This window comes from Moritella sp. PE36 (assembly GCF_000170855.1).
GTDB lineage: Bacteria > Pseudomonadota > Gammaproteobacteria > Enterobacterales > Moritellaceae > Moritella.
On record NZ_ABCQ01000039.1, the window covers coordinates 14972 to 41858 of the forward strand.

A 26887-nucleotide genomic window follows, 5' to 3' on the forward strand; every position below is an offset into this window, starting at 1 on the left:
GAGCCTTATTAAGGCTCTTTTTTTTAGCTATTTTTTAGTCTCTGAAAAATATGCATTTAAAAACGCATCAAAATCAAGCGTATCATCAGCTTCAATCTGCTGTTGTTGTGCAACAGACTGCTGCTGCATCTGCGCAAAGTAAACATCATCCCAATGTCCATAATCCGTTGCTAATAATTCTGTTTTATACTTATTGGCTAAGTTTAAAATAAAATCATTGTGCTCTAAACCTTGTTCTTTCATTATAGTCAGAACTTGGCCAGACAACAGCGCTTGCGGATCACAGATCAGCGCTTGCTGTTCACTAACCGCTTTAGCAAAATTACTAGCTGCAGTATCGGTGGCGAGTTGCGCACCATCTAATAACTGTGCAACTTGTTGAACTTGCGCTAATACATCGCTAGCAACATCGGTAAGTACCTGCTGTTTACCTTTTAATTCTAATGTTAAACCTGGTTTACGCCCTTCCATCACCACTTTGGTACTGTTATCACGACATACCGCCATTTCATCAGCCGTCATCGGCGCTGAAGGTTGTAGCGCCATCCAAACTAGTAGACTGTCTAATACCGACATTTGTGCCGTCGTAATACCCGTCGCTGTAAATGGGTTAACATCCAAAGAACGGATCTCAATATACTCAATACCCCGAGCAGCTAATGCTTCCGAAGGTTTTTCATTGGATTTAGCCACACGCTTAGGTCGGATCGGCGCATACAGTTCGTTTTCGATCTGCAGAACATTGTCATTAAGCTGACGATATTCCCCATCAACTTTAATACCAATATTGGCAAACTCAGGTGCCTTGGTTTTAATCGCTTTTTTCAAACTGTCGGTATAGTTATCTAAGGTATTATGGCAAATAACCAGATCGTCTTGGGCATTATTGGTATAACCTAAATCACTCATACGCAATGATGTGGCATACGGCATATATAACGTATCTTCACCCAGAGATGAAAATGGCGTTTGCTTTTCTACCGGTAAGAATGAACGGTTTAATGCTGGCGACGCACCAAATAAATAAGGTACTAACCAACCAAAGCGGTAAAAATTACGGATCAATCCCATATAACTATGAGAAATGAAATCTTGCAGTTCGCCGGTTTCACCTTTTAGATCATAAAGCGTTTGCCAAAATGGAATAGGCAATGACACGTTATAATGCAGACCAGAAATGATTTGCATACTACTGCCATAACGGTGCTTTAGACCGATGCGGTAAGTGTGCTTCATTTTCCCGGTATTTGAGGTACCGTATTTAGCTAATGGGATTGCATCTACATCATTAACCTGACACGGCATGCTTGACGGCCAGAATAGCTCACCATCAAGGTTTTTTACGACGTGACGATGAATATCACTCAACTGCTGCTGGGCTGTCGCGGCGCTATCGCTAACCGGGGTAATAAATTCGAGTAAGCTTTCAGAATAGTCTGTGGTAATGTGCTGATGACTTAATGCCGAACCAAACGCTGCAGGATGGTCATTCTGAGATAAATCCCCTGCTTCATTGACGCGTAAACACTCTCGTTCTATGCCACGAGTAATACCGTTTAAGGACTGTATATTGCTTGGCTCTGATAATTTCGAAATCAGAGATTCAAATGTAACGTTCAAATTAAATCCACCAATGAACTATATAAAAGTAGCACCTTAAAAATTGCGCGATCTGTGAGGCAATCTTTAAGGTTAATTTCAAGTCTATTATTTATCTAACAGATCAAAAACTTGAATATCTAAACCAAAGTCTTGAACCTGTTTTTCAATCAACTGACGATCACCGACCACAATAACAGAAAATTTATCGCTAGATAAGTAAGTCTTTGCCAATGCCTGAATTTCAGACTTATCCATGGCTTGAATAATATCAGCTTGCTGCTCAACAAAATCCGGAGATAAGTCCAATAACAACAGCTGCATTAAGAAGTTAGACTTCTGTGCAGGCGTTTCATAAGACAGTGCTTCCTGTTGTGATACGGCACTCTTCATATAATCTAACTCAGAATCTGTAATACCATTTTCGGTATAATTTTTTAATTCTGTTAGTGTTTCTTTAATGGCATCACCAGTCACTTCCGCCCGAACATCTGCCGAAGCAGAGAAATAGCCGAATTCACGATCAGCATAAAATCCTGTGCTGGCGCCGTATGTATACCCCTTATCTTCACGCAAGTTCTGATTTAAGCGGCTATTAAAATTACCGCCTAAGTTAAAGTTCATCAGGTTAGCTTTAAAGAAATCCCCAGTTACATCATAAGAGATAGCTGGTGATACGACTTTAATTACCGATTGCACTGCATCGGGCTTATCCACAATATACAAGGTATTTGGTTGCCATAACGGTGCTTTTGCCAGAGAAGGATAAGTCACGGCAGGTAATCGCGCGCCTTGTTGTAAGAAACCTAACGACTTCGTTATTGCCACTTCACTGACATCACCAACCACCACGATCTTCGCTGCCGCCGAATTATAATACTGCTGATAATAAGCAAGTACATCATCGGGGGTTAACGTTGCTTGGTTTTTTAACGTACCCGACGATGGGTTACCAGTAACACGCTCTTCGCCGTACAAGATACGCTGCGTAGCTAACTGCCCCAACCAACCCACACGTTGTTGATTTTGTAATGATGCCTGTCTTGATTGTGCTTTAATCCGAGTGAAATCGGCATCAACAAAACCTGGTTTAAATAATTTTTCTTCTAATATAGCCAGTGTTGCTGGCAAGTTTTTAGATAAACTATTTACACTGATAGTCGTGCCATACAAGCCTGCAGAGAAGTTAATACTACTGCCTAATGATTGCAGCTGATCATTGAGTTCTGCCGAGCTATGTAACGCTGTCGATTGATTCATCATTGCCGCCGTTAACTTAGCAATACCGAGCTTATCTAAGCTTTCAACACGGCGCCCGCCTTTCAAGTTGATCTGTATACTCACGGTTGGGGTTTCATCGTATACTGTACCAAGTACTTGAATGTCATTCGCAAGTGATTGACGCCATAACGTCGGTAATGTTTGCTGTGGGTTGCTACCCACCTTTGGCATAACCGAGCGATCAAAGTCATCTTGGGTAATACGCTCAGCCAGTATTTCAGCTGGCAGAAGCGTGAGCTTATCTATATTACGCGGCGCAGGACTGAATGTCGGCTCGTGGGCGATATATTGTAATTGCCCTTTTGGTACCACACTCATAATTACTTTAGGCTTGTTTTCGAGGTATTTCTTGTACCCTGCCACCCCTTCTTCAGCACTCATATGCTTAAAGACCGACAACCCTTTGGTTAAATAATTAGGATCATTCATTAAGGTTTCCCCTAACGCCAGTTCCTTGGCTTTACCTGCTACGCTCTGCATACCAAATATCGTTGAGCTTTCAATAATCGAGCGCAAGCGGGTCACTTCAGAGTCCGCAATACCTTGTTCTGCTAACGCTTTAATCGACGTATTGATCTTATCTAGCAGCGGAGCAAGTTCCATGCCTTTGGCCGGATTAGGCTGAGTATAGATATCAAAGGTACAGCTCAGTTCACTGCAACTGTGGTAAGCCGCAACACTGGTGGCATAGCCAGTTTCGACCAGATCTTTATATAACACCGAGTTTTTACCACCGCCCAGCGCGTAGGCAAATAAATCCAGTGGTGCTTCATCTTCATGCCCCATGTATACCGTTGGGTAGCTCATATACAGCATTGGCTGAGGCACGTTATCTTCTAGGGTGATATAACGATCATTATCAAGACTCACAGGCACAGGAACGACGTCTTTCACCTCTGGTCCTTTAGGTATACTGGCAAAATATTTATTCACCCAGGCTAAGGTATCTGTTTTATTAAATTTACCCGCGATCGTTAATGTGGCGTTGTTTGGGCCATACCAACGTAAGAAAAACTGTTTTAAATCGTTTACATCAACACGGTCCAAATCTTCAATATAACCAATCGGTTGCCAAGAGTAAGGGTGATCCCGTGGATATAAAGCTTCACCAACGCGTTCGCCAAGTAAACCATAAGGGCGATTATCAACACGTTGTGAGCGCTCGTTTTTAACGGTTGCACGTTGAATTTCAAACTTACGCTGATCAACCGCATCTAATAAAAATCCCATGCGATCGGCTTCTAGCCATAGCATCTTTTCTAATTGATTCGCCGGCACCGTTTGATAATAATTAGTCCGGTCTTGATTGGTACTGCCATTCATCGACCCGCCAGCTTCATTGACGATTTTAAAATGCTGCTGATCGCCAACATTTTTACTGCCTTGGAACATCATATGCTCGAAGAAATGCGCAAATCCTGATTTCCCCAGTTCTTCACGTGCCGATCCGACATGATAAGTCATATCAATATAAGTCAAAGGATCGGAATTATCTTCATGTAAGATAACCGTAAGACCATTGCTTAACTGATATTTTTCATAAGGAATTAACAAGCTACCCGGTGTTTTATCTTGCTTATCAACGAGGGTGATGCCTGCTGGTAATACCGCGACATCAGTATCTTTATCTAATAATGAACACCCACTCAGCAGCACTATTGCAGAGCTCAGCACTACTGCACTATAAAAAGCATTAACACGCATCAAAAATTCCCCGTCCGTTTAAAATTAAATATAAATATAAATATAAAGTCACTAGCTAACTGCACTCATAAACCAGATCAAAATGGCATAACGAATTGATTTTCCAAACATGATTGCCATAAAAGCAAGTAGCGGATTTACACGTAACCAACCCGCTAATAAGCAAAGAATATCACCAAAAATAGGCAACCAACTAAATAATAAACTACTCCAACCCCAACGCTGGATCACATCATGCACACGCTGGTAGTGCTTATTGGCTGAAAAATCGATTGGTTTTTTCGCATGAATGAAATACCCCATATAAAAAGTGAGGATAGACCCTAAAACATTGCCACTGGTGGCCATCACAAAAAGTTGCCAATATGACCATGAACCTTCAATCAGCATCGCGGTTAATAATATTTCCGAACTACCAGGTAAAATGGTCGCTGACGTAAAACTACTGAAAAATAATAACCAAAGACCCATTTAATCCTCTAAATTCATTCACTCACAGCATGTCCAGCAAGAGTATTAAGTCACACTATATATTGAAGTTAGACGTATAATCAAAGTTAGGCATGTTAATATCATGGCTTAATGGACTTAACGACGCATTTAATATCGAACAAAAACGCCAATATTAACAGTCTCATTAAAAGTGGTAGGACAGTTTAGCCACTATATAATTCAATAAACAGTGATAAATCGCTACATTGGGGAACTTATGTTTAAATTTTTTCTATTACCTTTACTGCTAAGCATCTTATGGTTTGCTTTCCTGCAATACAATGACTGGACCATTCAGCAAGGTAAAAAGGGCTTTATCTATATTATTGGCGGCACAACGGCCATAATCGCATTTTTCAGCTTGATGATGTACCTTACCCGCTAAGCTGGTGAGCGCTACAGCCGCCTATATGCATTATCATTTCACTTTATTATCTAGCGAGAAAGCCCCAGCGCCGTGGGCGACTAACAATAAAAAACCACCGGCCAGCGCCATGTTTTTGGAAAACATGATTATCTGCATGGTATCACTAAAATCGACATGGAATATCACCGCAGTTAATACACAAAAACCAGCTAAGGCAAAAGCCGCAATCCGGGTATGATAACCCAGGATAACCGCCAAACCACCACCAAACTCGGTAATGATAACCAAAGGTAGCAATATACCCGGTACGCCCATGGCGACCATATAGTCAGCCGTGCCCGCATAAGAAAATATCTTTCCTAATCCAGCTTGTACGAATAAGATACCAATTAGAAAGCGACCAAGCGGCGCTGCAAACTTTTGAATGGTGAGTGTGAATTGAAGCATGATAGACCGACCAATAAAACAGGGTGTTTTCTAAGTCTAGCTCAATAATAGCAAGTGAAAATAATTGATGGGGTAAATTTCAGGTATAAAAAAACCGCTATTAAGCGGTTTTTTTATGTTAATGGCGGAGAGGGAGAGATTCGAACTCTCGATGGGATTTAAAGCCCATACTCCCTTAGCAGGGGAGCGCCTTCGGCCACTCGGCCACCTCTCCACACAAACCCTATTATCATGAAAAACATCGACAATGTAAAGACTTACATCGGAACAATTCATAATAATATAATAAATGGTGCGGATGGGAGGATTCGAACCTCCGACCGCCTGGTTCGTAGCCAGGTACTCTATCCAGCTGAGCTACATCCGCACAAAAAATTATATTTAAAATAGATGGTGCGGATGGGAGGATTCGAACCTCCGACCGCCTGGTTCGTAGCCAGGTACTCTATCCAGCTGAGCTACATCCGCACATATTCTATTTTAAGAACTTGTTTTATTTTACCGTTTAACGAATTAAACAATAAAAATTAAATTGTGGTTTGAACAAATGGTGCGGATGGGAGGATTCGAACCTCCGACCGCCTGGTTCGTAGCCAGGTACTCTATCCAGCTGAGCTACATCCGCACATAATTTGTTCTGTTAGGTTTTCGTTCTACAACGTCTAGTTTAAAATCTCTAGTTGATTTGAATAAATGGTGCGGATGGGAGGATTCGAACCTCCGACCGCCTGGTTCGTAGCCAGGTACTCTATCCAGCTGAGCTACATCCGCGCATAATTTATTCTGTTGTTTGCCGAGCAAACGTTGTGTTAAAACCAATGGTGCGGATGGGAGGATTCGAACCTCCGACCGCCTGGTTCGTAGCCAGGTACTCTATCCAGCTGAGCTACATCCGCACATATTTGGTCTAACGTATAATTTTTTATAACTAGATTAAGTATTTTCAACTTCTACTAATTACTTAGAATTAATTCTAATCGAAATAATGGTGCGGATGGGAGGATTCGAACCTCCGACCGCCTGGTTCGTAGCCAGGTACTCTATCCAGCTGAGCTACATCCGCATACAATTATTTCTTCCAACGACCAAAAAGCTGACCAAAACACTATAACACATTTTTCAACATGAGATAGAAGCTAGGACAACAATGGCGGAGAGGGAGGGATTCGAACCCTCGATGGGATTTAAAGCCCATACTCCCTTAGCAGGGGAGCGCCTTCGGCCACTCGGCCACCTCTCCGTGTTGTTGGCGCTCATAATACGGATACTGGAAAATAAGTCAAATGTTAATTAACCGCACCCAAGCAACTGTTTAAGTTTCAAACAATAAACCCACTATTACAGCAAAGGCGTGATAAAAAGCTTAAAAATAGCGAATAACTAGGTAAAAAAAAGGGCTTAGCATCGCTAAACCCAATCTGAAATAATGTTTATTATTCTACTTTAGAAGTTGCCTTCAGGGCTTTCGCCTTTTTCTGCTTGAATTCGCATGTAGATCTCTTCACGGTGAACAGATACTTCTTTAGGCGCATTAACACCGATACGAACTTGATTTCCTTTCACACCTAGAACTGTAACAGTAACTTCATCACCAATCATAAGCGTTTCGCCAACACGGCGCGTCAATATTAGCATTAATTTATTCCTCAACTAATTCATTATTTTTTGTTAAGCCGCTTATTATTCTATTAAAAGCTTCAATATAAAACAAGAAAAGAATAAATAAGACTTAATTTGTTGTTAATTCACTCAGTTCAAGCGACATCTAAGTTGAATGCAGCGTGCAGTGCACGAACACCAAGCTCTAAATATTTCTCATCAACGATCACTGAAATTTTAATTTCAGAGGTCGAAATCAACTGCATGTTGATCCCTTCACTACCTAATACTTCAAACATTGTTTTAGCGACGCCTGGATGATTCCACATGCCGACTCCTACTATTGAAATTTTAGCAATACGATCGTTACCTTGCACATTTTTTCCAGATAATTCTTCACAAGTCTTTTCCAAGAGTACTCTCGCGGCTTGGTAATCGTCACGATGTACAGTAAAAGTGAAGTCAACAAGGCCATCTTTACCATGTGCATTTTGGACGATAACGTCAACATCAATACCGGCATCACCAATTGGCGTTAAGATATTGGCTGCGACTAAAGGTTCATCAGGAATACCTGATATTGTTAAACTTGCTTCATCGCGGTTAAACGCAATGCCAGATATGATTGCTGATTCCATTTTTTTTACGTCCTCGTAAGTAATCAATGTCCCTTCACCCTCTTCAAATGAAGATAGTACACGTAAAGGTACATTGTATTTCCCTGCAAATTCGACCGAACGAATTTGTAATACTTTGGCACCTAAGCTCGCCATTTCAAGCATCTCTTCGAAAGTGATGCGATCTAATTTCCGTGCGCGCGGTTCAACCCGAGGGTCGGTGGTATAGACGCCATTAACGTCAGTATAAATCTGACATTCATCAGCTTTCAGTACAGCTGCAATTGCAACTGCGGTAGTGTCCGAGCCGCCGCGCCCTAACGTCGTGATATTATTATCTTCATCACGACCTTGGAAACCTGCAACTACGACCACTTTACCTGCATCTAGATGACGTTGTAAGTTTTCTGTTTCAACAGTTTTGATGCGCGCCTTACCATGGCTGTTATCGGTTTTCAGTTGAACCTGATCACCCGTCATTGATATCGCATCAACACCTGCTTTTTGCAGGGCGATGGTTAACAACGCGATAGTGACCTGTTCACCTGTTGAAACTAATACATCCATTTCTCTGCGAGCTGCGTGCTCATCAAGCGCTTTTGCCATGCCCAGTAAACGGTTAGTTTCACCAGACATTGCCGACACGACCACAACTATTTGATTACCCTGTTCACAAGATTTTTTCACTCGCTGGGCAACAGCTTCAATTCGCTCAATTGAACCAACTGAAGTACCCCCATATTTTTGTACATACAACGCCACAACAACTTCCTTTAATAACCTTTAAATTTATCACCGCCTGTGCTCAGAACAAGAAGTAGTACCGTCTACTTCTTGTCATTACACTGTTTATTTAGACTTAGTTAACCACCATTAACGATTCGTTAATCATTGCTAACTAACTATTTCTAATTAATAGTACTCACTAGTACTGACTTACAGTTTTTCAGTTAACCAAGGCGTCACTGATTCAAGCGCAGCAGCTAGTGCTTCAGGGTTTGAACCACCCGCTTGCGCCATATCTGGACGACCGCCACCTTTACCACCAACTTGAACGGCAAGGAAGCTGACTAGCTCACCCGCTTTCACTTTACCGATTAGGTCTTTAGTTACACCCGTGATCAGGTTAACTTTACCTTCGCCTGGAATACCAAGCACAATAATACCGCTTTGCAGTTTGTTCTTCAGTTCATCCATCGAGCTACGTAGCGACTTAGGATCAGCACCTTTTAGGTTAGCAACAAGTACTTTAACACCGTTAATCACTTGTACCTGGTCGATCAAGTTAGCATTCGCAGCACTGGCGACTTGTACGTTTAACTTCTCAACTTCTTTTTCTAGGCTACGGTTACGGTCGAGTACTTGACTCACTTTTGCCACAACTGTGTTTTGGTCCGCTTTCACTAAGCTTGCAGTTTCTTGCATTTTAGCAACAAGATCGTGCACATAAGCCAGTGCAGAATCACCGGTTACCGCTTCAACACGACGTACACCGGCGGCAATACCGCTCTCAGATAAGATCTTGAAGAAACCAATGTCACCAGTACGTTTAACATGCGTACCACCACATAGTTCAATTGAGAAGTCACCCATGCGTACTACACGCACTTCATCATCGTATTTCTCACCGAATAACGCCATAGCACCCGCTTCACGCGCCGCATCAATGTCCATGACTTCCGTTACAACTTCATGGTTAGCACGAATTTGAGCGTTAACAAGGCGTTCAACTTCAATCAGTTGCGCAGGCGTTACCCCTTCAAAATGTGAGAAGTCAAAACGTAAACGTTCAGGTAATACTAATGAACCTTTCTGTTGTACATTATCACCAACAACTTTACGTAATGCGGCGTGTGCTAAGTGAGTAACAGAGTGATTAAGGCCAATCGCTTTACGACGACTTACATCAACATCGGCGATAACCTGGCTATTTACTTCGATCACACCTGAAACTGACCCGAAGTGAATCGTTGCATTACCCGCTTTCTTGGTATCTGTTACCGTAAAGACAGCATCACCAATTTTGATCACACCTTGGTCACCAGATTGGCCACCCGCTTCTGCGTAGAATGGTGTTTTGTTTAATACAATCGCACCTTCTTGACCGTCATTTAACAGCTCAACTTCAGCGTTATCTTTAATTAATGCCACTATTTGTGCATCAGATGTCAGCGTTTGGTAACCCAAGAATTCAGTTTTTGCATCAATTTTTAGCATTTCGTTATAATCAGTGCCAAAGTTAGAACCTTGACGCGCACGATTACGTTGCGCTTCCATTGCTGTTTTAAAGCCGTCTTCGTCAATGGTTAGCTCACGTTCACGGGCAATATCAGCAGTTAAATCTGATGGGAAGCCGTAGGTATCGTAAAGTTTGAATACCACATCACCCGGAACAACCTTACCGTCTAGTTGTGACAGTTCGTTGTCTAAAATGTTCAGACCACGCTCTAGTGTTTTACCAAACTGCTCTTCTTCGATAAGTAAGATTTTTTCAACAATTGCTTGTTGTTTTACCAGATCGTCAGAAATGTCGCCCATGAGTTCAACCATCTTCGCAACAAGTTTGTTGAAGAATGGACCTTTAGCGCCAAGCTTATTACCGTGACGTACTGCACGACGGATAATACGACGTAGCACATAACCACGGCCTTCATTTGATGGCATCACACCGTCAGAGATCAGGAAGCTACATGCACGGATGTGATCGGCAATAACGCGTAATGATTTGTGTTCTAAATCTGTGGTACCGATAAGTTCTGCAACATGCTTGATTAAGCTTTGGAAGATATCGATTTCGTAGTTTGAGTGTACATTTTGCATAATTGCAGCAATACGCTCAAGACCCATACCTGTATCCACAGATGGTTTTGGTAATTCTTCCATGGTGCCGTCAGCTTGACGGTTAAACTGCATGAATACTAAGTTCCAGATCTCAATAAAACGGTCACCGTCTTCTTCTGGAGAGCCAGGAACGCCGCCCCAAATGTCTTCGCCGTGATCGTAGAAGATTTCAGAACATGGTCCACATGGACCGGTATCACCCATTGACCAGAAGTTATCTGACTCGAATTTCTTCTCCGGGGATTTATCACCAATACGAATAATTTTATCTTCTGGCACGCCTACTTTGTTCGCCCAGAATGAAAATGCTTCATTATCACTTTCATACACAGTAACAAGTAACTTTTCTTTTGGTATTTTCAGAACAACGGTTAAGAATTCCCATGCAAATAAGATCGCATCTTCTTTAAAGTAATCACCAAAGCTGAAGTTACCTAACATTTCAAAGAATGTATGGTGACGCGCAGTGTAACCTACGTTATCTAAGTCATTGTGTTTACCACCAGCACGTACACAGCGTTGCGACGTTGTGGCACGTGTATATGAACGTTGTTCTGCACCGAGGAATACGTCTTTAAATTGGTTCATGCCCGCATTTGTAAATAACAAAGTTGGATCATTAGCAGGAACAAGTGAGCTACTTGTGCCTTTGTTGTGCCCTTTACTGGCAAAATAATCAAGAAACGCGTTGCGGATCTCAGCTGTAGACATAGTCATGTAATTGTCCTGGGTGCTTGAAATATGAGCGATTGTTTAGATTTAATAATATAAACGGATCTGTTAATGAAGTGATTATACCCAAACCGCGTCAAAATGCTAACTCAGAGACGCCCTTGAGGCTGTATTTTACCTGTGTTGTTAATCCAATCAGTAAAGATATACCCAAGTTACTTCAAGATGCTATATCAGAGACGAGCAGGGATATCAGAACAAGGCACAATATGTAGATAATGGTTATTCCATTTTCAAATATTGTAACGCTGTGCTGTTATTCCTGCTCGCCTCCCGTAGGGCAAACCGAATGAAGGAATCTTCGGCGTTATGAAGCCTTGATTTAGAATAGCTAAATCCTCGACTTCATGCCTTGAACATCCTCTCCTTTCGATTTGCTGATTGTGCATCTTGAAGTAACTTGGGTATATATCAGCCAAAAAAAAGCACCGAACATAAATGCGCGGTGCTTTTCAAAAATTATATCTATTTCAGCGAGCCATCTCACTGATAATAATCAGATCGCTTCTTCGTTTTCTTCACCTGTACGAATACGGATCACACGTTCTACAGCGGTAACAAAAATCTTACCATCACCAATTTTACCCGTGTGCGCGGTTTCAACGATAGAGTCGATACAGGCATCAACGTCATCGTCTTGCACTATAAGATCAAGTTTTACTTTAGGTAAGAAATCAACCATGTACTCAGCACCACGGTAAAGTTCGGTGTGGCCTTTTTGACGGCCAAAACCTTTTACTTCAGATACAGTCATCCCTGTGATACCAATCTCGGCAAGCGCTTCGCGTACATCATCCAGCTTAAACGGTTTAATAATCGCTTCAATTTTTTTCATTGTCAGTCCCTGTTTGCCCCTAAATATAACTCTTAGCATACCTAAGCAAATTCAAATTGCCAATCAGACAAGCAATTAAATCGATGAAATTGTTAAACTTATGATTTAACGCTAATCACCAGCAATCCGCTGTGACTGTATTTGCACTATTCAACGAGGTCGTCACACCAAAATGATCAATCGTGAAAGAGGTACAATCGGTATCATTAGCCTGCGTACTTGCAGCTTCGACAGTCGCGATTATCGTATAGTTGTTTTTAGTACTGCTCGCGCCAAGTGCAAAACTGTAATAGTCACTGTCATCATGCCAGCCAGATCCAGATAAGGTATTCGTCGCGCCACTGGCTAATGACGTTGCATACTGGCCATGATCTAAATAAAACTGTTCTTGTAATAACTGCGCTTTATACAATGCCGTTTTCGCATCATTACGATTGTTACTCATAATATAAGCACTGTAAGAGGGATAACCAATACCCGCTAAGATGCCAACAATCGCCACCACGATCATCAGCTCGACCAGGGTAAAACCCGTGTGTTTATTTGCCATTATAGGGCAGCCTCATTGAAGTAACGGTAGGTTGAACGTGGCGCTAATAGCATCTTTGTATCCACAGTCCCTTTATTAATTGTGACTCCCTCAACAGTCTTACTTTCACCTTTACCCGCACCTAATAGACGTAATACAGACGCACCATTTATCGATGCAGCATGTACCGCAAGATCTTTGGCGATAACGTTAGGGAGCTTTTGGTAAAATGTTCTTGTTCCAACATTTAAATCGAGTTGATAATAATGGCTATTACCCGATTGATTAACCACACATTGGCCATTTTCAATTACATAATCAGTATCAAAAGGCGTGTAGGTATTAAAATGAACAATACCGTTAATAACAACGGCAGCGCCAAGTGACTTCTCTCCACCTAGGTTCGAACCATCTACCGAATCAGCTTGCAGCAATTCATAATGCCACCCAGATAACGTCTCACCGTCTATAACATCTGTAATTTCATCACTACTATTTGCGCTGCTATATTTAATCAAAGATAAGTTAGTTAATTTAATTGTCGAAGGCACTGGCGTTTCACCTGAGTTACTCCCCCATATTTCAGGGTAAATAAAACTATCTTTAATATTGAAGAAATAATTACGCGCAGTAAGGTTTGAGTTCGGGCTGGTAATATCACCGCTACCTAATAATAAACCATCGTAGGAGTAACCATTGATATCTCTTGCTCTGACAATTGATGGCGCACTAAAGAATCGACGATCACTCGCTGCTAAGCCTCCAAGGCTAGCCAATTTAAATAATCGCCATTTAGCGGTATCCATAATGAACTCATTTTTATCTGCATCAAATATTTTAGGCATATCGATACGATAAATATTACCCGCTGTATCTGGTGCATAAATACGATCGGCATAACTATCGCCATCACTGTCCATGACCGCTAAACGACTGGCGACACTATCACTAATACCGTCATTACGGCCAAACGATTTCAGTAAATCGCCAGTGTCTGCATCAATGATATACACGCCTCTCCCCACGGTATCAGCACAAGTAACATTGATATTATTCGCACCACAGGTATCTTTTTTTACATCATAACCAGCACCAAAAATTAATACCGGTTTATCATTAGTATTAACGTTACCTCTAAATACCTTACTGACAACTGGTGTTGACCACGTTTGCCCTAATTCAGGATATGTTTTACTCGAGTTCTTGTTTTCCATTACCCAATTTAACTGTGGGATAGTCGTATTTGTTTTACTGCTATCAAGGTTAACATCCAAAGAGAAATATTTTTCACCGCCACGACGTAAACCGAAACTAATAATATGCTTAACATTACCAGCGCTATCGAGGTATGCCGCATCAACAGCACTGCCATCAATACCATAAATACGATTTTCAGCTTTAGTGACCTGCAGATTTAATTTTAATGCATTAGCGAGGTTTTCTTTAGGAATGAACGCCCATTCTTCTTCGACGGTGCGCCCATTATCTTTAAAGGCATGAAAAAATCCAGAATTAGTACCAATAAATATACGCGCTTTCGTTAATACGGTTTGCCCATCTGAGCCTTCAACGCCAAGAGTATCTGGATATTCAACAATTAGTGGCTCTGCATGCATAGGATCGCCAAAGATATCATCACGATATTCCCCTGCTTCATTTTTGCCACTTAACCAACTAATCGCCGCATCTAACGTAGCTTCAGATACGCCAAGCGCACTTGCCAAATCAGCATCACTGGTCACTGATAAGGCACTCTTTAAATTATCTTTAGACAAGGTAAGTAACGCAGTATTATCAGTATTAGTAATATAAATATTACGTGGAATCGCTGAGTCCAAATGAGTAAATGCTTCAGCAACACCACCTGTACTTACATCATTTAAGCCTTGTTCAGTGCTCCACCCTGAATATAAATCATCATTAAAGAAGCTGCTGACATCATTGGTTAAGGCTGGCAATATCGCCGAGTTTGTTGATCCTGCATCGCTAGCGGATTGTGTCCACGCACTTAAGGTTCCATCACCAGTGACCTTAAACTTACGCAAGTTACCTTGCCATTTACTGGTTTGATTCGGCTGGAACATAGAGTAATAAACGAATTCGTTACTCTTACTTGAGTTACTGCTATTAATGGAAGTACCAACAGCGGCGGCTATCCCTTGTTGTCTGGCGATAATATCTGCAAATGCCATTTCTAATTTTTGACGTAATTCATTAGCATTCAATGCATTATAAAATTGTCCATCGCCATATTCAGCCGTTTTTTCTAACAAATTACGACGTCCGGCATCGAGATTACCAATACCTACGGTGTAAGTAACAATGCGTTCCTTCACATTCGTCGTCGTTTTATTCATATCATTATTTGCCAGCCAACCTGAGAGCACAGGGAGTAAATTCTTATCACAGGTAGTATCCGCATTATTCACTTGTACCGCTCTATCTTTAATATCTTGAGCCGTCATCCCTGGTAACTGTTCAATTAACTTATTTGCTTTACTATCATGATCATATGCATCAATACGGATTAGATCACCAAAAATACCGCCGCACTTAACAATGTCACTAAGTCTAGAACTGACATCATGGTGCCCCGTGGTCACCATAATAATATAAGCCTCTGTTTGGCAGCTATTGACCCAATCCATAGGGCTAATATAAGTACCACTAGCCTCTGCACTTTGATCGCGTTTTGGTTTTTCTCCAATTAATACATCATCCCCATACCAAACATCTTGACCATATAAATATCGATATCCTTCATACAAGCTTTCACATAAGGCTGATTTGGACATGCTAGTAGTAAAAATATCTTGCATCTTACTTTTTAGCAGGCTTTTTTTATTTACATAATCATTCGTCGACGCATCATAATCATCCTGATCATAAGAGCTAATCTTAGAAATTATTCGACCACCATTATTATTTAAAATATCAAGTTTAGTGATAGAGTTATTCGGATTGAAAATTTCCAGTCCGGTATTAATCTCGGTAGTATCAAGCATCATATCCAGTACGACTTTTTTGGCTATCTGTAAATTCGATAATTGAATCGTCGTGCCACTACTCGGTTTTAATGCCGCCCATTTTACTAAGTTATCCGAATACAAATACGCTTTATTATCGCTGTTACCATTAAATCGTCCTTGTGCCGTATCTTCATAAATGTTCCAATAGTACTCTGGTCCGTTCGATGGGAAACCTTCTCTTTTCGGGTTTTCGACATAACCATCAGCTGACCCATCATCAGATTCACCTTCAGCGTTAACCTCTTCCGCCTTAATCACACCACTGTGCTCGTAACCAGGATTTCGCTTTTCATCCGTTGCTATATCTTGGTCACAATCAACAAATTTTCGACCAATACTCGTTTTACTGCCAATGGTACGCCACTCATATGGGATCCCAACAACACCATCAAATAGTTTAATCTTGCCTGGTAACCATTGAGCGATATAATCTTGATAAGCACCGAGATCTCCCTGAAAGTCAGCGACAGCTGAATAGCAATTCATTTTAGAAAAATCGAGTTTATTACCACTTCCTCGAGCTGGAATAGTCGTAACAAAAGCGTTATATTTTTCTTGTTCAGTCCCTGTTAGTGCAGGTCCTCCCGCATAAGTATCAACCGCTTTTTCAGCAATATCACGTAATTCAGTATGATTGAGCGCTTTAGCACTAGCGCTGTTATTATAATAAAACTGTTCACCGCCATAGAACCAACGGTAAATTATATCTTCAGCATTTGTATCTGGCGTCGGCGGGTAAGCAATATGCGGATCATAGTATTTTGGATAAGGAAAATCAGCTTCCTCTTTCATATGTGCAGAAGTATCTAAAATAATAAGCACTTGGGGTTTGCCATTTAAGCTGACGGAATAAATTTCACCTTCATCAGCCCCTGCATACAAGGCCATCAGCCCTGTTAGAATGATACTGGCTTGTTTGAAAATCCTTTTCATTGCCTGTCCCTAATTATTTTTAGCCGCTAAAAATGGCTGCTCAATACCCGAAGTCATACTATTTCCCTGTACGCGTCGAGCATCATTTTGTTGATTAAAATCGATTCTGACATACCGACACTGAATTAAATTAATACTCGACGCAGTCGTACTTCGCTTGCAATATCCTTCACCACGCAGGGTCATATTTGCATTTGTATTAAATGCGCTTGCAGAAAGGCTGACGTCGTTATCACCATCCATACCCATGATGTCATCAATGAGCGTGGCATCGCTAACTATACTCTCTACACCACCTAATATTTCTTGCTCATTGGCTAATTTCTCTTGCGTCAAGCCAATCGCATTTTGTCCTAATCGTGTTTCGGTAATCACCGCGGCGGCCAAAGAGGTAACAACAACCAATATAATGATGACGATAAATAAGGTAACGCCTTGTTGAGACTTCATTGTGCTGCCACCATCATGTTGTTGTTAATAAGCACCGTTGTTGATAATAAAAAACGACGATAATTATCATCATCAGGCGGGTTGAAAGGGCTAAATTTGTCGTTAAACGTTGCATTATTGTTTAATGTTAAATCTTTATTTTTAGCACGTGCGAGCACGTATATTCGAGCAGACACAATTTGATTAGTGCGCCACATCAAATCAGTAATTCTGCTGCTAACGAGGTAACTTTCTGGTCGGCCATCACTGTTAGCGTCGACACCAAAATCAATACGAATTTGCTCAATATTATCCACGACCAAATCGTTAACAAAGTCACCATCAATGTAACTAAATCGGCTTAACCGCGTTCCTTCAGAGCCATGAGCTTGCACAATGTAGGTATGATGTAAGTAGGGATAAATATCTGCATCGTCTATATTGGTGGCACCATTGGGCGTATCACCTTTAAATATCTGTGCTTGCAGTGGTGAAACAGCGACATAATAACTTGCAGTATCAATGTCACCCTGCGCAGTAATCGTACCTTGCAGACGGGCAATAGATAACACATCACTATTTGTGGCTATGCTATATTCAGCATCAAGACAATTAGCGACAGACAATACAAGATTTGGTCCAGCACTTGAATTACGGATCCAATTTGCAGTTTTAGGTTTGTGACGGTTGGCAGATGTGGTTGAACCTATAGCAGGGATTAAACTACAACTGCCTGCTGGCGCAGTTAACACTGGAAGGGTTATATCATCTAACGACACCCCCGAAAACTCAGCCCAACTGCCAATACTACGGACATCATCCACTAATATCTGCAACGCTAGCAGTGCCTGCTGCTGTAAACTCGATACAGTTGAAGAGCGGTTAGCCGATACCTTCGTATCCACAAACATAGTTGTGATAGACACCATAAGCACTAAACCAATTACCATCGAAATCATCAGTTCAACTAAGTTAAAACCCGCTTGCTTCACTGTCATATCGCCTCCGAGATCAAACTGGTTAATACCACTTGTCGGCGATTATCGACTGCCTGACCGCAGGCTGCGCCATTAGCAGCTCCTGATGAGCTTGCTGCATTTTTAATCTGCCAACTCACCGCGAAGGTGACTGTTCCTGAGCCTAAGCCTAAGCCTAAGCCTGTAATATTACGGCATAATGCCATATTATTGAGTGAAACAGAGCTTGCTGCATTCGTGAGAATGTCGGTGATGACGGTGTTTTGGGCCGCGATGGAATTGGCAGTAAGCCAACGGGTATCCGCGCGTAATTCTTCCAACGCTGTGCGCGCAAGAAAAGAGGCTTGAATTTGCTTGTCTGTATCTGCTAATGATTTCTTCGCAATCCCTTGCAATGCCACTATGCCCAACAGGCCAACGGCAAGGATGAATGATGTGATCATCACTTCAATGAGACTGAATCCAGATTCCGTTCTAGATTGCATACTTAACTCACTTTAATAATTTGTACGCCACCATGTTACACAAATGTTTAATTTATGTAAACACAATGCACTGTCATTCTGTGAGACATAACGTTGAATTAGATAGATGGTTCAATGGACTAGAGCCAAGGAAGAATAGCCCGTGTGAGTATGAGGTATTAAGAGGGAAAAAGAGAATGGATAAACAAAGCTCATTCAGTCGATAACTAAACGAGCTGCTTCGTCATGATGATTAATTTACTTGCTTGATACGTAATTCAGCAGGCACTTCAAATATCGTGTTTTCGGCACGACCTTCAACTTCAGTCACCAACTTGCCACCACAACTTTTCAATTTTTCAACGACTTGATCGATTAAGATCTTAGGTGCAGATGCACCCGCAGTAACACCGACTTTAAGCTTACCTTCCAATAATACCGGATCAATATCACCAGCATTATCAATCAGGTAAGACGGTACACCAAGGTTTTCAGACTTTTCACGTAAACGGTTCGAGTTCGATGAATTTTTCGAACCAACCACAAACATAATATCCACCATGCCAGCTAATTTAGACACCGCATCCTGACGATTCTGTGTTGCGTAACAAATATCATCTTTACGTGGACCCTTGATCTCAGGGAAACGTTCACGCAGTGCGTCAATAATACCTGAGCAATCATCTACCGATAACGTAGTCTGTGAGCTGTAAGTTAGATTGTTCACATCTTTAACGCTTAATTCTGCAACATCAGCGATAGACTCAACCAGATACATACCACCGTCAGCATTGTCATACTGACCCATAGTGCCTTCGACTTCGGGGTGCCCTTTATGACCGATCAATACACATTCAATACCACGGCGACTGGCACGTGTTACTTCCATGTGTACTTTTGTCACTAGCGGACAAGTTGCATCAAATACCTTTAAGTCACGACGTTTAGCTTCAGCTTGCACTGCTTTTGATACCCCGTGCGCACTAAAAATAACCACACGACCATCTGGCACTTCATCAAGCTCTTCGACAAAAACAGCACCGTTCTCTTTTAGGCCATCAACCACATAACGATTATGTACAACTTCATGGCGTACATAAACAGGGGTTTCAAATAACTCAAGTGCACGTTCAACAATGCTAATAGCACGGTCAACACCAGCACAGAACCCTCGAGGATTAGCGAGTAAAATTTCCATCATCAACCTTATTTATTCTGCATTAATTTCTAAAATTTCAACTTCAAACGTCACGACTTGTCCAGCTAACGGATGATTAAAGTCGACAGTGACCGAGTCACCAATCACGTCACGGATCATACCTGGTAACTCAGCGCCATCTGGCTGAGTAAAACCAACAATTAAGCCAACTTCCGCTTTCACTTCCGTAAACTTAGCACGGTCTAAGTAGTAAATATTATCTGGATTAGGTTGTCCGAACGCATCTTCTGGTTGCAGTTCAAACTTGTTCTTATCGCCAACAGTTAAACCGAGTAAGCAACGCTCAAAATTAGGGGTTAAGCTGCCATCACCAATCACTAACTTAGCTGGTTTACCTTGTAGTTCGGTGCTATCTGCAACAGAACCGTCTGCTAAAGTAATAGTGAAATGCATGAGTACTTGGCTATCATCGCCAATTGTTGCTACGTTAACTGTCATTTGATGATTCCTTGTCATTTTTGCTTTCCATAATGGCTTCCAAGATTAACATCGCAGCGCCAATACAGATCCAAGTGTCTGCTAAATTAAAGATTGGGAAATGGCTTTTATCCCAATACACATGTAAAAAATCGATTACATAACCATGAATAATACGATCATATAAATTGCCTAATGCACCACCTAAAATGAGCGCATAAGCAATGTTGCTCCAATATTGCTTGGCTGATTGTTGCTTTAACCAATAAATCAACAAGCCAGAAACCGATACCGCGATCACGCCAAAGAACCAACGTTGCCAGCCACCTGCGTCAGCAAGCATGCTAAAGGCGGCACCATAGTTACGTGCATAGGTGAAATTGAATATAGGTAATACATTTACCGATTCACCTAATTGAAAATGACTGACTACAAAAGACTTGGTACCCAAATCAATAAAAAATGCAATAACGGCTAGCCACAGCCAAATTAATCCCGTTCTCTTATGTGCGCCTACGGTCATTATTATCCTCTGATACGTCAACGTGATGACGATAAATGTCATGTAACGACTGCATTGTTATCACTATCAACCCAGCATCTTTAAATCGATGGTTAACAATCATATCATTTTATGGCACTCGTTTAGCTTTTATCCATAAAAAAATGCCTACTGTGTTTACACTGATTAAGCTAACCAATACACAGTAGGCATTCTATGTGAACGATAATAACAACTTAATGGTTATTACCCTTCTTTACTCGCTCGGAGTGATGAACACACTAGCGATTAAGCAAATTGACGTTTCTCGCCTTCACCTTCGATGTTGTCTTCACAACGATTACAAATAGTAGGATGCGCTGCTGATTGACCAACAGTTTCGTTATGGTGCCAGCAACGCTCGCACTTCTCTGCGTCACTCTTAGCAATACTAATCCATAAACCGTCAATAGCGCTTGCTTCAACGTCTGCAGGCGCTTCTGTTACAGCAACAACTGTCGTGTTAGACGTCAGCAGTACGAAACGAAGTTCATCACCTAATTTATCAAGATCAGCCGCTAATTCTGCATTCGCATACAGCGTTACGTCAGCCTGCAGTGAACCACCGACAACAGCATTGCTACGTGCTAGTTCAACAGTCTTGTTCACTTCACTACGAACCGCTTGTAGCTTGTTCCAGTAAGCGTTGTTCAGCTCAGCATCGTCTGCAAGTGGTGCTAGACCTGTGTACCATTCTTCAGTAAATACATATTCAGCACGTTCACCAGGCATTGCATTCCAAATTTCAAACGATGTGAAACTTAGAATTGGCGCAGTCCAACGAACCATGGCTTCTAAGATATGGAACATCGCAGTTTGACAGCTACGACGTGCAACACCATCTGATTTTGCAGTGTACTGGCGATCTTTAATGATATCTAAGTAGAAACTACCTAATTCCATTGAACAGAATGTCATTAACTTTTGCGTCACACTCTGCATTTGATAGCTTTCATAATCTGCTAGGATTTCAGTTTGTAGTGCGTGTGCACGACCCACAGCCCAACGATCCAGTGCCACCATATCTTCTGTTGCGACAAGATCAGTTTCTGGGTTAAAACCTTCTAGATTCGACAGTAAGAAACGTGCCGTATTACGAATACGACGGTAAGCATCTGCACTGCGATCTAAGATCTCATCAGATACTGTCATTTCACCGGTGTAATCGGTACTCGCAACCCACCAACGTAGCACATCACCACCAAGGCGGTTCATTACGTCTTGCGGCGCCATTACGTTACCGATAGATTTAGACATCTTACGGCCTTTCGCATCGACCACGAAACCGTGTGTTAATACTTCTTTGTAAGGTGCTTTACCGTGAATAGCCGTCGAGATCATCAATGATGATTGGAACCAACCACGATGTTGATCAGAACCTTCAAGGTAAAGGTCGATCTCTGCGCCCGCGTATTCTTTACGTGCATCAACCACAGAGAAGTGCGTTGAACCCGAGTCGAACCATACATCGACGGTATCAGGTGCTTTGGTATAATTAACAGCGTCATCACCGAGGAGATCGGCCGGATCAAGATCCCACCACGCTTGAATGCCTTTCTGCTCAACTAACTTAGCAACATCTTCCATTAGCTCAGCTGAACGTGGATGCGGTTCTTGTGTTTCGTTATGCACGAATAAAGAAATTGGTACACCCCACGTACGTTGACGAGAAATACACCAGTCAGGGCGGTTAGTTACCATGCTTTCGATACGTTCTTTACCCCAAGAAGGTACCCACTCCACATTTTTAATTTCGCCCATTGCCGCATTACGCAGACCATTTAGTTCCATGCTGATAAACCATTGTGGTGTCGCACGGAAAATGATTGGCGTTTTGTGGCGCCAGCAATGTGGATAGCTGTGTTTAATTACTTGGTGGTTTAGTAACGCACCTTTTTCGGTAAGTACTTCAATCACGTTATCATTGGCTTTAAATACGTGTTGACCAGCAAATAACGGCGTATCTTCAAGGTAAACACCATTGTTACCAACAGGGTTGGCAATTTCTAGATTATAACGTAGACCAGCCACGTAATCTTCTTGACCGTGACCAGGTGCAGTATGTACCACACCAGTACCCGCGTCAGTCGTAACGTGGTCAGCTAAAATAGCCGGTACGTCGAAATCATAGAACGGGTGGTTAAAGCGTAGGTTTTCTAGCGCAGCACCAGTACAAGTACCCAGCGTAGTGAAGCTTTCTGGTGCAAATACCGCCATGCAAGATTCAACTAAGTCAGTTGCTAGGATTAACTGTTGTGAACCCGATTCAGTGACCATATTAACTAACGAGTATTCAACGCGTTCAGCAAGTGCAACCGCGCGGTTAGCAGGTAATGTCCAAGGTGTCGTGGTCCAGATAACGGTTGATACTAAGCCTTCAACATCGCTACCAAATACCGCTTTCACTGCTGCTTGATCTTGCGCAGTGAAACGTACATAGATAGCCGGTGATTTTTTATCTTCGTATTCAACTTCAGCTTCTGCTAATGCAGAACCACAGTCTGTACACCAATGAACAGGCTTAGAACCTTTTTGTAAATGACCGTTGGCAACGATTTTACTTAAAGCTCGAATAATGTTTGCTTCAGTGTTGAAATCCATTGTCAGGTACGGATTCTGCCAATCGCCTAATACACCAAGACGGATAAAATCTTGGCGTTGGCCGTTAACTTGTTTTGTCGCATATTTACGACATTCTTCGCGGAACTGTGCAGCCGTTACTTTACGACCTGGTTTGCCCACTTTCTTTTCTACCATCAATTCGATAGGCAGACCGTGACAATCCCAACCTGGGATATAGGGTGCATCAAATCCAGACAAGCCTTTGGCTTTAATAATAACGTCTTTCAGGATCTTATTAACTGAGTGACCAATGTGAATACTGCCATTCGCATAAGGAGGACCATCGTGCAAAATAAAGGTTTTTTTACCTTTCTTAGCGGCACGGATTTTTCCGTATAAATCATCAGTCGTCCACTGCTTCAACATATTTGGTTCGCGGTTCGCTAAGTTAGCGCGCATTGCGAAGCCAGTTTTTGGCAGGTTCAGCGTTTTTTTATATTCGCTCATGTATCCTAATTCCGTTATTGGTATTATTAAAAATTAAACTGACAGGCCAAAAAAGGTTTTGGCTGCAATGACATCTCGTTCTATTTGCTGGCGAAGTACATCAAAAGATGCAAATTTCTGTTCGCCGCGTAATCTTTTCTTCAGGACAACCTCAAGCTGTTTGCCGTAAAGGTCACCATCAAAATTAAATAAATTCACTTCCAGTTGGGTACGTACGCCGCCAACTGTAGGACGTTTTCCAATGTTGGCAACGCCCTGTATGGCATCATCACTGATACCTAACACTTCTACTACATAGACGCCATTAATAGGGTCTACGCAGCGTTTTAATGGGATATTAGCGGTCGGAAAACCGATAGTTCGCCCTAATTTAGCGCCGTGAGCCACCTTACCAAAAATACTGAATGGTCGGCCCAATAGTTCGGCGGCTAAATCAAGGTCGTCTTGTGCTAACGCGTCGCGGATCATGGTACTACTCACACGCGCTTGGGCAACACTAAAGGTATCCATGCTCACCACATCAAAACCATACTTGGCACCAGCGGCTTGCAGCATAGCAAAGTCACCCGTACGTTTATGGCCAAAACGGAAATCATCACCAACGACTAAATATTTAACACCTAATTTATTCACTAACAACTGGGTAATAAATTCATCCGCAGACAATGCCGCAAATTTGCTATTAAAATTAACACATAATAGCTGGTCAATATGTTGATCTTTTAATGCTGCATATTTATCACGTAACCGCGTTAATCGCGCAGGTGCTTTATCGCCAATGATCATCTCTAGTGGCTGCGGTTCAAATGTCATCACCGTTGCTGGCAAATTCAATTGTTTCGCTTTTTCGATTAACTGTCGTAATACTGATTGGTGCCCGAGATGAACGCCATCAAAGTTACCGATAGTTAAAACACACCCTTGATGGTGTGGCTTCAAATTGTGAATGCCTCGAATCAGCTCCATGTCTTTGCCAACTATTCCACTAAAATGATAAATTATAACTTAGTCAACGCACAGGTCAGCAACAATTTGTACTCAGTCAGTAATTTTAAAATGTCGCGGGCGTAAACCAAGTACCAATAAAACCATAAAATAGCTTATTACAGCCAATCCTATGAGCCCTAACAGGCATAAACTACTGTCTAACAGACCCCACTCATACCACTGCTGCATGTCGGGTTTAATATACTGCACTAAGCCAGCCATTAAGCCAGCAGACAAGAACAACTTGGCGATCACCTTGCCGGTCGCGGTATTAATCTGGTACACACCTTGTTTGTGCAACCCCCAATATAACAACCCCGCATTTAAGGTCGCAGAGCCCGCAGTCGCCAGTGCTAAACCAACATAACCAAATGGGATCGCTAAAATGATATTAAAGCCCATATTACTAATCATCGCAATAATGCCAAACTTAACTGGTGTACGGGTATCTTGGCGCGCGTAATAACCAGGGGCAAGTACCTTAATCAACATAAAACTGAGTAAACCCGAGCCATAAGCCATCAAACTCATCGAGGCCATCGATACATCATCAGCACTAAACTCACCGCGCATAAACAACACTTTAAGCATGGGACTAGCCAGTACTATCATGCCCATCATCGCCGGAGCACCTAACAATAGCACCACCCTTACGCCCCAATCCATGGTTTGCTTAAACTGGTGATCTGAATTTGCAGAATGTGTTCGAGACAGCGCGGGTAAAATAACGGTCGCGATGGCAATACCGAACAAACCAAGCGGAAATTCGAGTAACCGATCCGAGTAATATAGCCAACTAATCGAACCCGTCATTAAAAATGAGGCAATAAAGGTATCAAACAATAAATTGATTTGGCTTACTGATACCCCAAACATCGCCGGGATCATGAGTTTACGGATTTTAGTCACGCCAGGATCACGCCAGCCCCAACGTGGCTTCACTAACATCTTCTGTTTTGCTAAAAACGGGATTTGAAATAAGAACTGAATTGCACCACCGATGAATACCCCGATAGCGAGCCCTATTTCAGGTTGTTCTAGATTAGGTGCGATGAACAATGCCGCACCAATAATGGCAATATTTAAAAACACTGGGGTAAAGGCAGCAACAGCAAACTTACCCAAAGTGTTCAAAATTGCACCAGATAATGCGGTAAAAGTAATAAACCACAAATAAGGAAAAGTAATTTTTAACATAAATGAGGCAAGTTCAAACTTGTGTGCATCGGGTCCATCATTAAGCCAATCAACAAACCAACCAGCACCAAAGAGAATGGTAATTAATGGCGAACCTATTACCCCAAACAAGGTAACAATGGTCACCAAAACACCCAAGGTACCCGACACGGATGCAATGAGGTCCCGCACCTTTTGTTTATCACCAGTCTGTTGATATTCGGTCAGAACGGGCACAAAAGCCTGTGCAAATGCACCTTCAGCGAAAAGACGACGTAAAAAATTAGGGATCTTATTGGCGAAGAAGAAAACATCGGCAGCGGCACCCGCGCCCATTAAATTTGCAACGATAACATCTCGAACTAACCCTAAAATACGCGAGATCATGGTCATTGAACTGACGATAAGGCCAGATTTTATTAATTTATTACTCAAGAAATACCTTTTATGTCCATCAAGCCCTGTTCGTGGGGCGCATTTACTGCTAAAATATGTCCCACATCTTAACTGTCATTGCAGTTAGTTGCCAATATTTTGCCTGTTATTTACACAAAAATATTGACAAATTTCGTTAGGCAAGGCATATTCCTCGCCTTTATAAAA

The 26887-nt window shown here is 41.9% G+C and carries 20 protein-coding genes and 8 tRNA genes; 1 reads left to right on the forward strand and 27 read right to left on the reverse strand.

The features are described 5' to 3' along the window. Positions 1–27 precede the first annotated feature (27 nt). The 3 genes from gshA to PE36_RS17365 form a co-directional block, all read right to left on the reverse strand. Complete coding sequence (gshA, locus tag PE36_RS17355; RefSeq protein WP_006033367.1) at positions 28–1620, reverse strand: glutamate--cysteine ligase; 1593 nt, start codon at positions 1618–1620, stop codon at positions 28–30. A gap of 87 nt (positions 1621–1707) precedes the next feature. Continuing rightward, positions 1708–4584, reverse strand: a complete 2877-nt coding sequence (locus PE36_RS17360) for a pitrilysin family protein (RefSeq protein WP_006033368.1) — start codon at positions 4582–4584, stop codon at positions 1708–1710. Positions 4585–4635: 51 nt separating this feature from the next. Then, the gene (locus PE36_RS17365) at positions 4636–5055 is read right to left on the reverse strand and encodes a YqaA family protein (RefSeq protein WP_006033369.1); all 420 of its coding nucleotides are present in this window, start codon (positions 5053–5055) and stop codon (positions 4636–4638) included. Positions 5056–5293: 238 nt separating this feature from the next. On the opposite strand from PE36_RS17365, the gene PE36_RS24625 reads away from it, so the two are divergent. After that, on the forward strand, positions 5294–5461 hold the full coding sequence (locus PE36_RS24625; RefSeq protein ID WP_006033370.1) for a hypothetical protein: 168 nt from the start codon (positions 5294–5296) through the stop codon (positions 5459–5461). Positions 5462–5494: 33 nt separating this feature from the next. On the opposite strand, the gene PE36_RS17375 is transcribed toward PE36_RS24625, so the two are convergent. The 24 genes from PE36_RS17375 to murJ form a co-directional block, all read right to left on the reverse strand. Next, positions 5495–5890, reverse strand: coding sequence for a DoxX family protein (locus PE36_RS17375; protein WP_006033371.1), 396 nt, complete (start codon positions 5888–5890; stop codon positions 5495–5497). Positions 5891–6012: 122 nt separating this feature from the next. Then, positions 6013–6104: transfer RNA gene (locus PE36_RS17380), tRNA-Ser, on the reverse strand. A gap of 76 nt (positions 6105–6180) precedes the next feature. Then, a tRNA-Arg gene (locus PE36_RS17385) sits at positions 6181–6257 on the reverse strand. A gap of 24 nt (positions 6258–6281) precedes the next feature. Next, positions 6282–6358: transfer RNA gene (locus PE36_RS17390), tRNA-Arg, on the reverse strand. 80 nt (positions 6359–6438) lie between these two features. After that, positions 6439–6515, reverse strand: a tRNA-Arg gene (locus PE36_RS17395). A gap of 69 nt (positions 6516–6584) precedes the next feature. Next, positions 6585–6661: transfer RNA gene (locus tag PE36_RS17400), tRNA-Arg, on the reverse strand. A 48-nt stretch (positions 6662–6709) separates the two neighbouring features. Next, positions 6710–6786, reverse strand: a tRNA-Arg gene (locus PE36_RS17405). A gap of 90 nt (positions 6787–6876) precedes the next feature. Further along, positions 6877–6953: transfer RNA gene (locus tag PE36_RS17410), tRNA-Arg, on the reverse strand. An 85-nt stretch (positions 6954–7038) separates the two neighbouring features. After that, positions 7039–7130 (reverse strand) — tRNA-Ser (locus PE36_RS17415). Between the two features lie 203 nt (positions 7131–7333). Next, the gene (csrA, locus tag PE36_RS17420) at positions 7334–7525 is read right to left on the reverse strand and encodes a carbon storage regulator CsrA (protein WP_006033372.1); all 192 of its coding nucleotides are present in this window, start codon (positions 7523–7525) and stop codon (positions 7334–7336) included. A 119-nt stretch (positions 7526–7644) separates the two neighbouring features. Next, the gene (locus tag PE36_RS17425; RefSeq protein WP_006033373.1) at positions 7645–8868 is read right to left on the reverse strand and encodes an aspartate kinase; all 1224 of its coding nucleotides are present in this window, start codon (positions 8866–8868) and stop codon (positions 7645–7647) included. Positions 8869–9042: 174 nt separating this feature from the next. Beyond that, on the reverse strand, positions 9043–11664 hold the full coding sequence (gene alaS, locus PE36_RS17430) for an alanine--tRNA ligase (RefSeq protein WP_006033374.1): 2622 nt from the start codon (positions 11662–11664) through the stop codon (positions 9043–9045). A gap of 511 nt (positions 11665–12175) precedes the next feature. Continuing rightward, positions 12176–12514, reverse strand: a complete 339-nt coding sequence (gene glnB, locus PE36_RS17435) for a nitrogen regulatory protein P-II (protein WP_006033375.1) — start codon at positions 12512–12514, stop codon at positions 12176–12178. A 115-nt stretch (positions 12515–12629) separates the two neighbouring features. Continuing rightward, positions 12630–13064 (reverse strand): type IV pilin protein, encoded by a 435-nt coding sequence (locus tag PE36_RS17440; protein ID WP_006033376.1) that lies wholly within the window; start codon positions 13062–13064, stop codon positions 12630–12632. Then, positions 13064–17005, reverse strand: a complete 3942-nt coding sequence (locus PE36_RS17445; RefSeq protein WP_006033377.1) for a pilus assembly protein — start codon at positions 17003–17005, stop codon at positions 13064–13066. Before PE36_RS17445 ends, PE36_RS17440 begins: the two co-directional genes overlap by 1 nt. Before the next feature lie 9 nt (positions 17006–17014). After that, positions 17015–17455 (reverse strand): hypothetical protein, encoded by a 441-nt coding sequence (locus PE36_RS17450; protein WP_006033378.1) that lies wholly within the window; start codon positions 17453–17455, stop codon positions 17015–17017. Continuing rightward, entirely contained in the window at positions 17452–18432 is a 981-nt protein-coding gene (locus PE36_RS17455) for a PilW family protein (protein WP_006033379.1), read from the reverse strand. Before PE36_RS17455 ends, PE36_RS17450 begins: the two co-directional genes overlap by 4 nt. After that, positions 18429–18896: a prepilin-type N-terminal cleavage/methylation domain-containing protein gene (locus tag PE36_RS17460; RefSeq protein WP_006033380.1), complete on the reverse strand. Its 468-nt coding sequence runs from the start codon at positions 18894–18896 to the stop codon at positions 18429–18431. Before PE36_RS17460 ends, PE36_RS17455 begins: the two co-directional genes overlap by 4 nt. A 232-nt stretch (positions 18897–19128) precedes the next feature. Then, positions 19129–20073: a 4-hydroxy-3-methylbut-2-enyl diphosphate reductase gene (gene ispH / locus PE36_RS17465; protein WP_006033381.1), complete on the reverse strand. Its 945-nt coding sequence runs from the start codon at positions 20071–20073 to the stop codon at positions 19129–19131. 12 nt (positions 20074–20085) lie between these two features. Beyond that, positions 20086–20532 (reverse strand): FKBP-type peptidyl-prolyl cis-trans isomerase, encoded by a 447-nt coding sequence (fkpB, locus tag PE36_RS17470; protein WP_006033382.1) that lies wholly within the window; start codon positions 20530–20532, stop codon positions 20086–20088. Continuing rightward, positions 20522–21034, reverse strand: a complete 513-nt coding sequence (lspA, locus tag PE36_RS17475) for a signal peptidase II (RefSeq protein WP_006033383.1) — start codon at positions 21032–21034, stop codon at positions 20522–20524. The genes fkpB and lspA overlap by 11 nt, the downstream gene beginning before the upstream one ends. Before the next feature lie 267 nt (positions 21035–21301). Next, the gene (gene ileS / locus PE36_RS17480; protein WP_006033384.1) at positions 21302–24121 is read right to left on the reverse strand and encodes an isoleucine--tRNA ligase; all 2820 of its coding nucleotides are present in this window, start codon (positions 24119–24121) and stop codon (positions 21302–21304) included. A gap of 33 nt (positions 24122–24154) precedes the next feature. Further along, positions 24155–25087, reverse strand: a complete 933-nt coding sequence (gene ribF / locus PE36_RS17485; protein ID WP_006033385.1) for a bifunctional riboflavin kinase/FAD synthetase — start codon at positions 25085–25087, stop codon at positions 24155–24157. 72 nt (positions 25088–25159) lie between these two features. Continuing rightward, on the reverse strand, positions 25160–26719 hold the full coding sequence (gene murJ / locus PE36_RS17490) for a murein biosynthesis integral membrane protein MurJ (RefSeq protein ID WP_043994703.1): 1560 nt from the start codon (positions 26717–26719) through the stop codon (positions 25160–25162). Positions 26720–26887 lie beyond the last annotated feature (168 nt).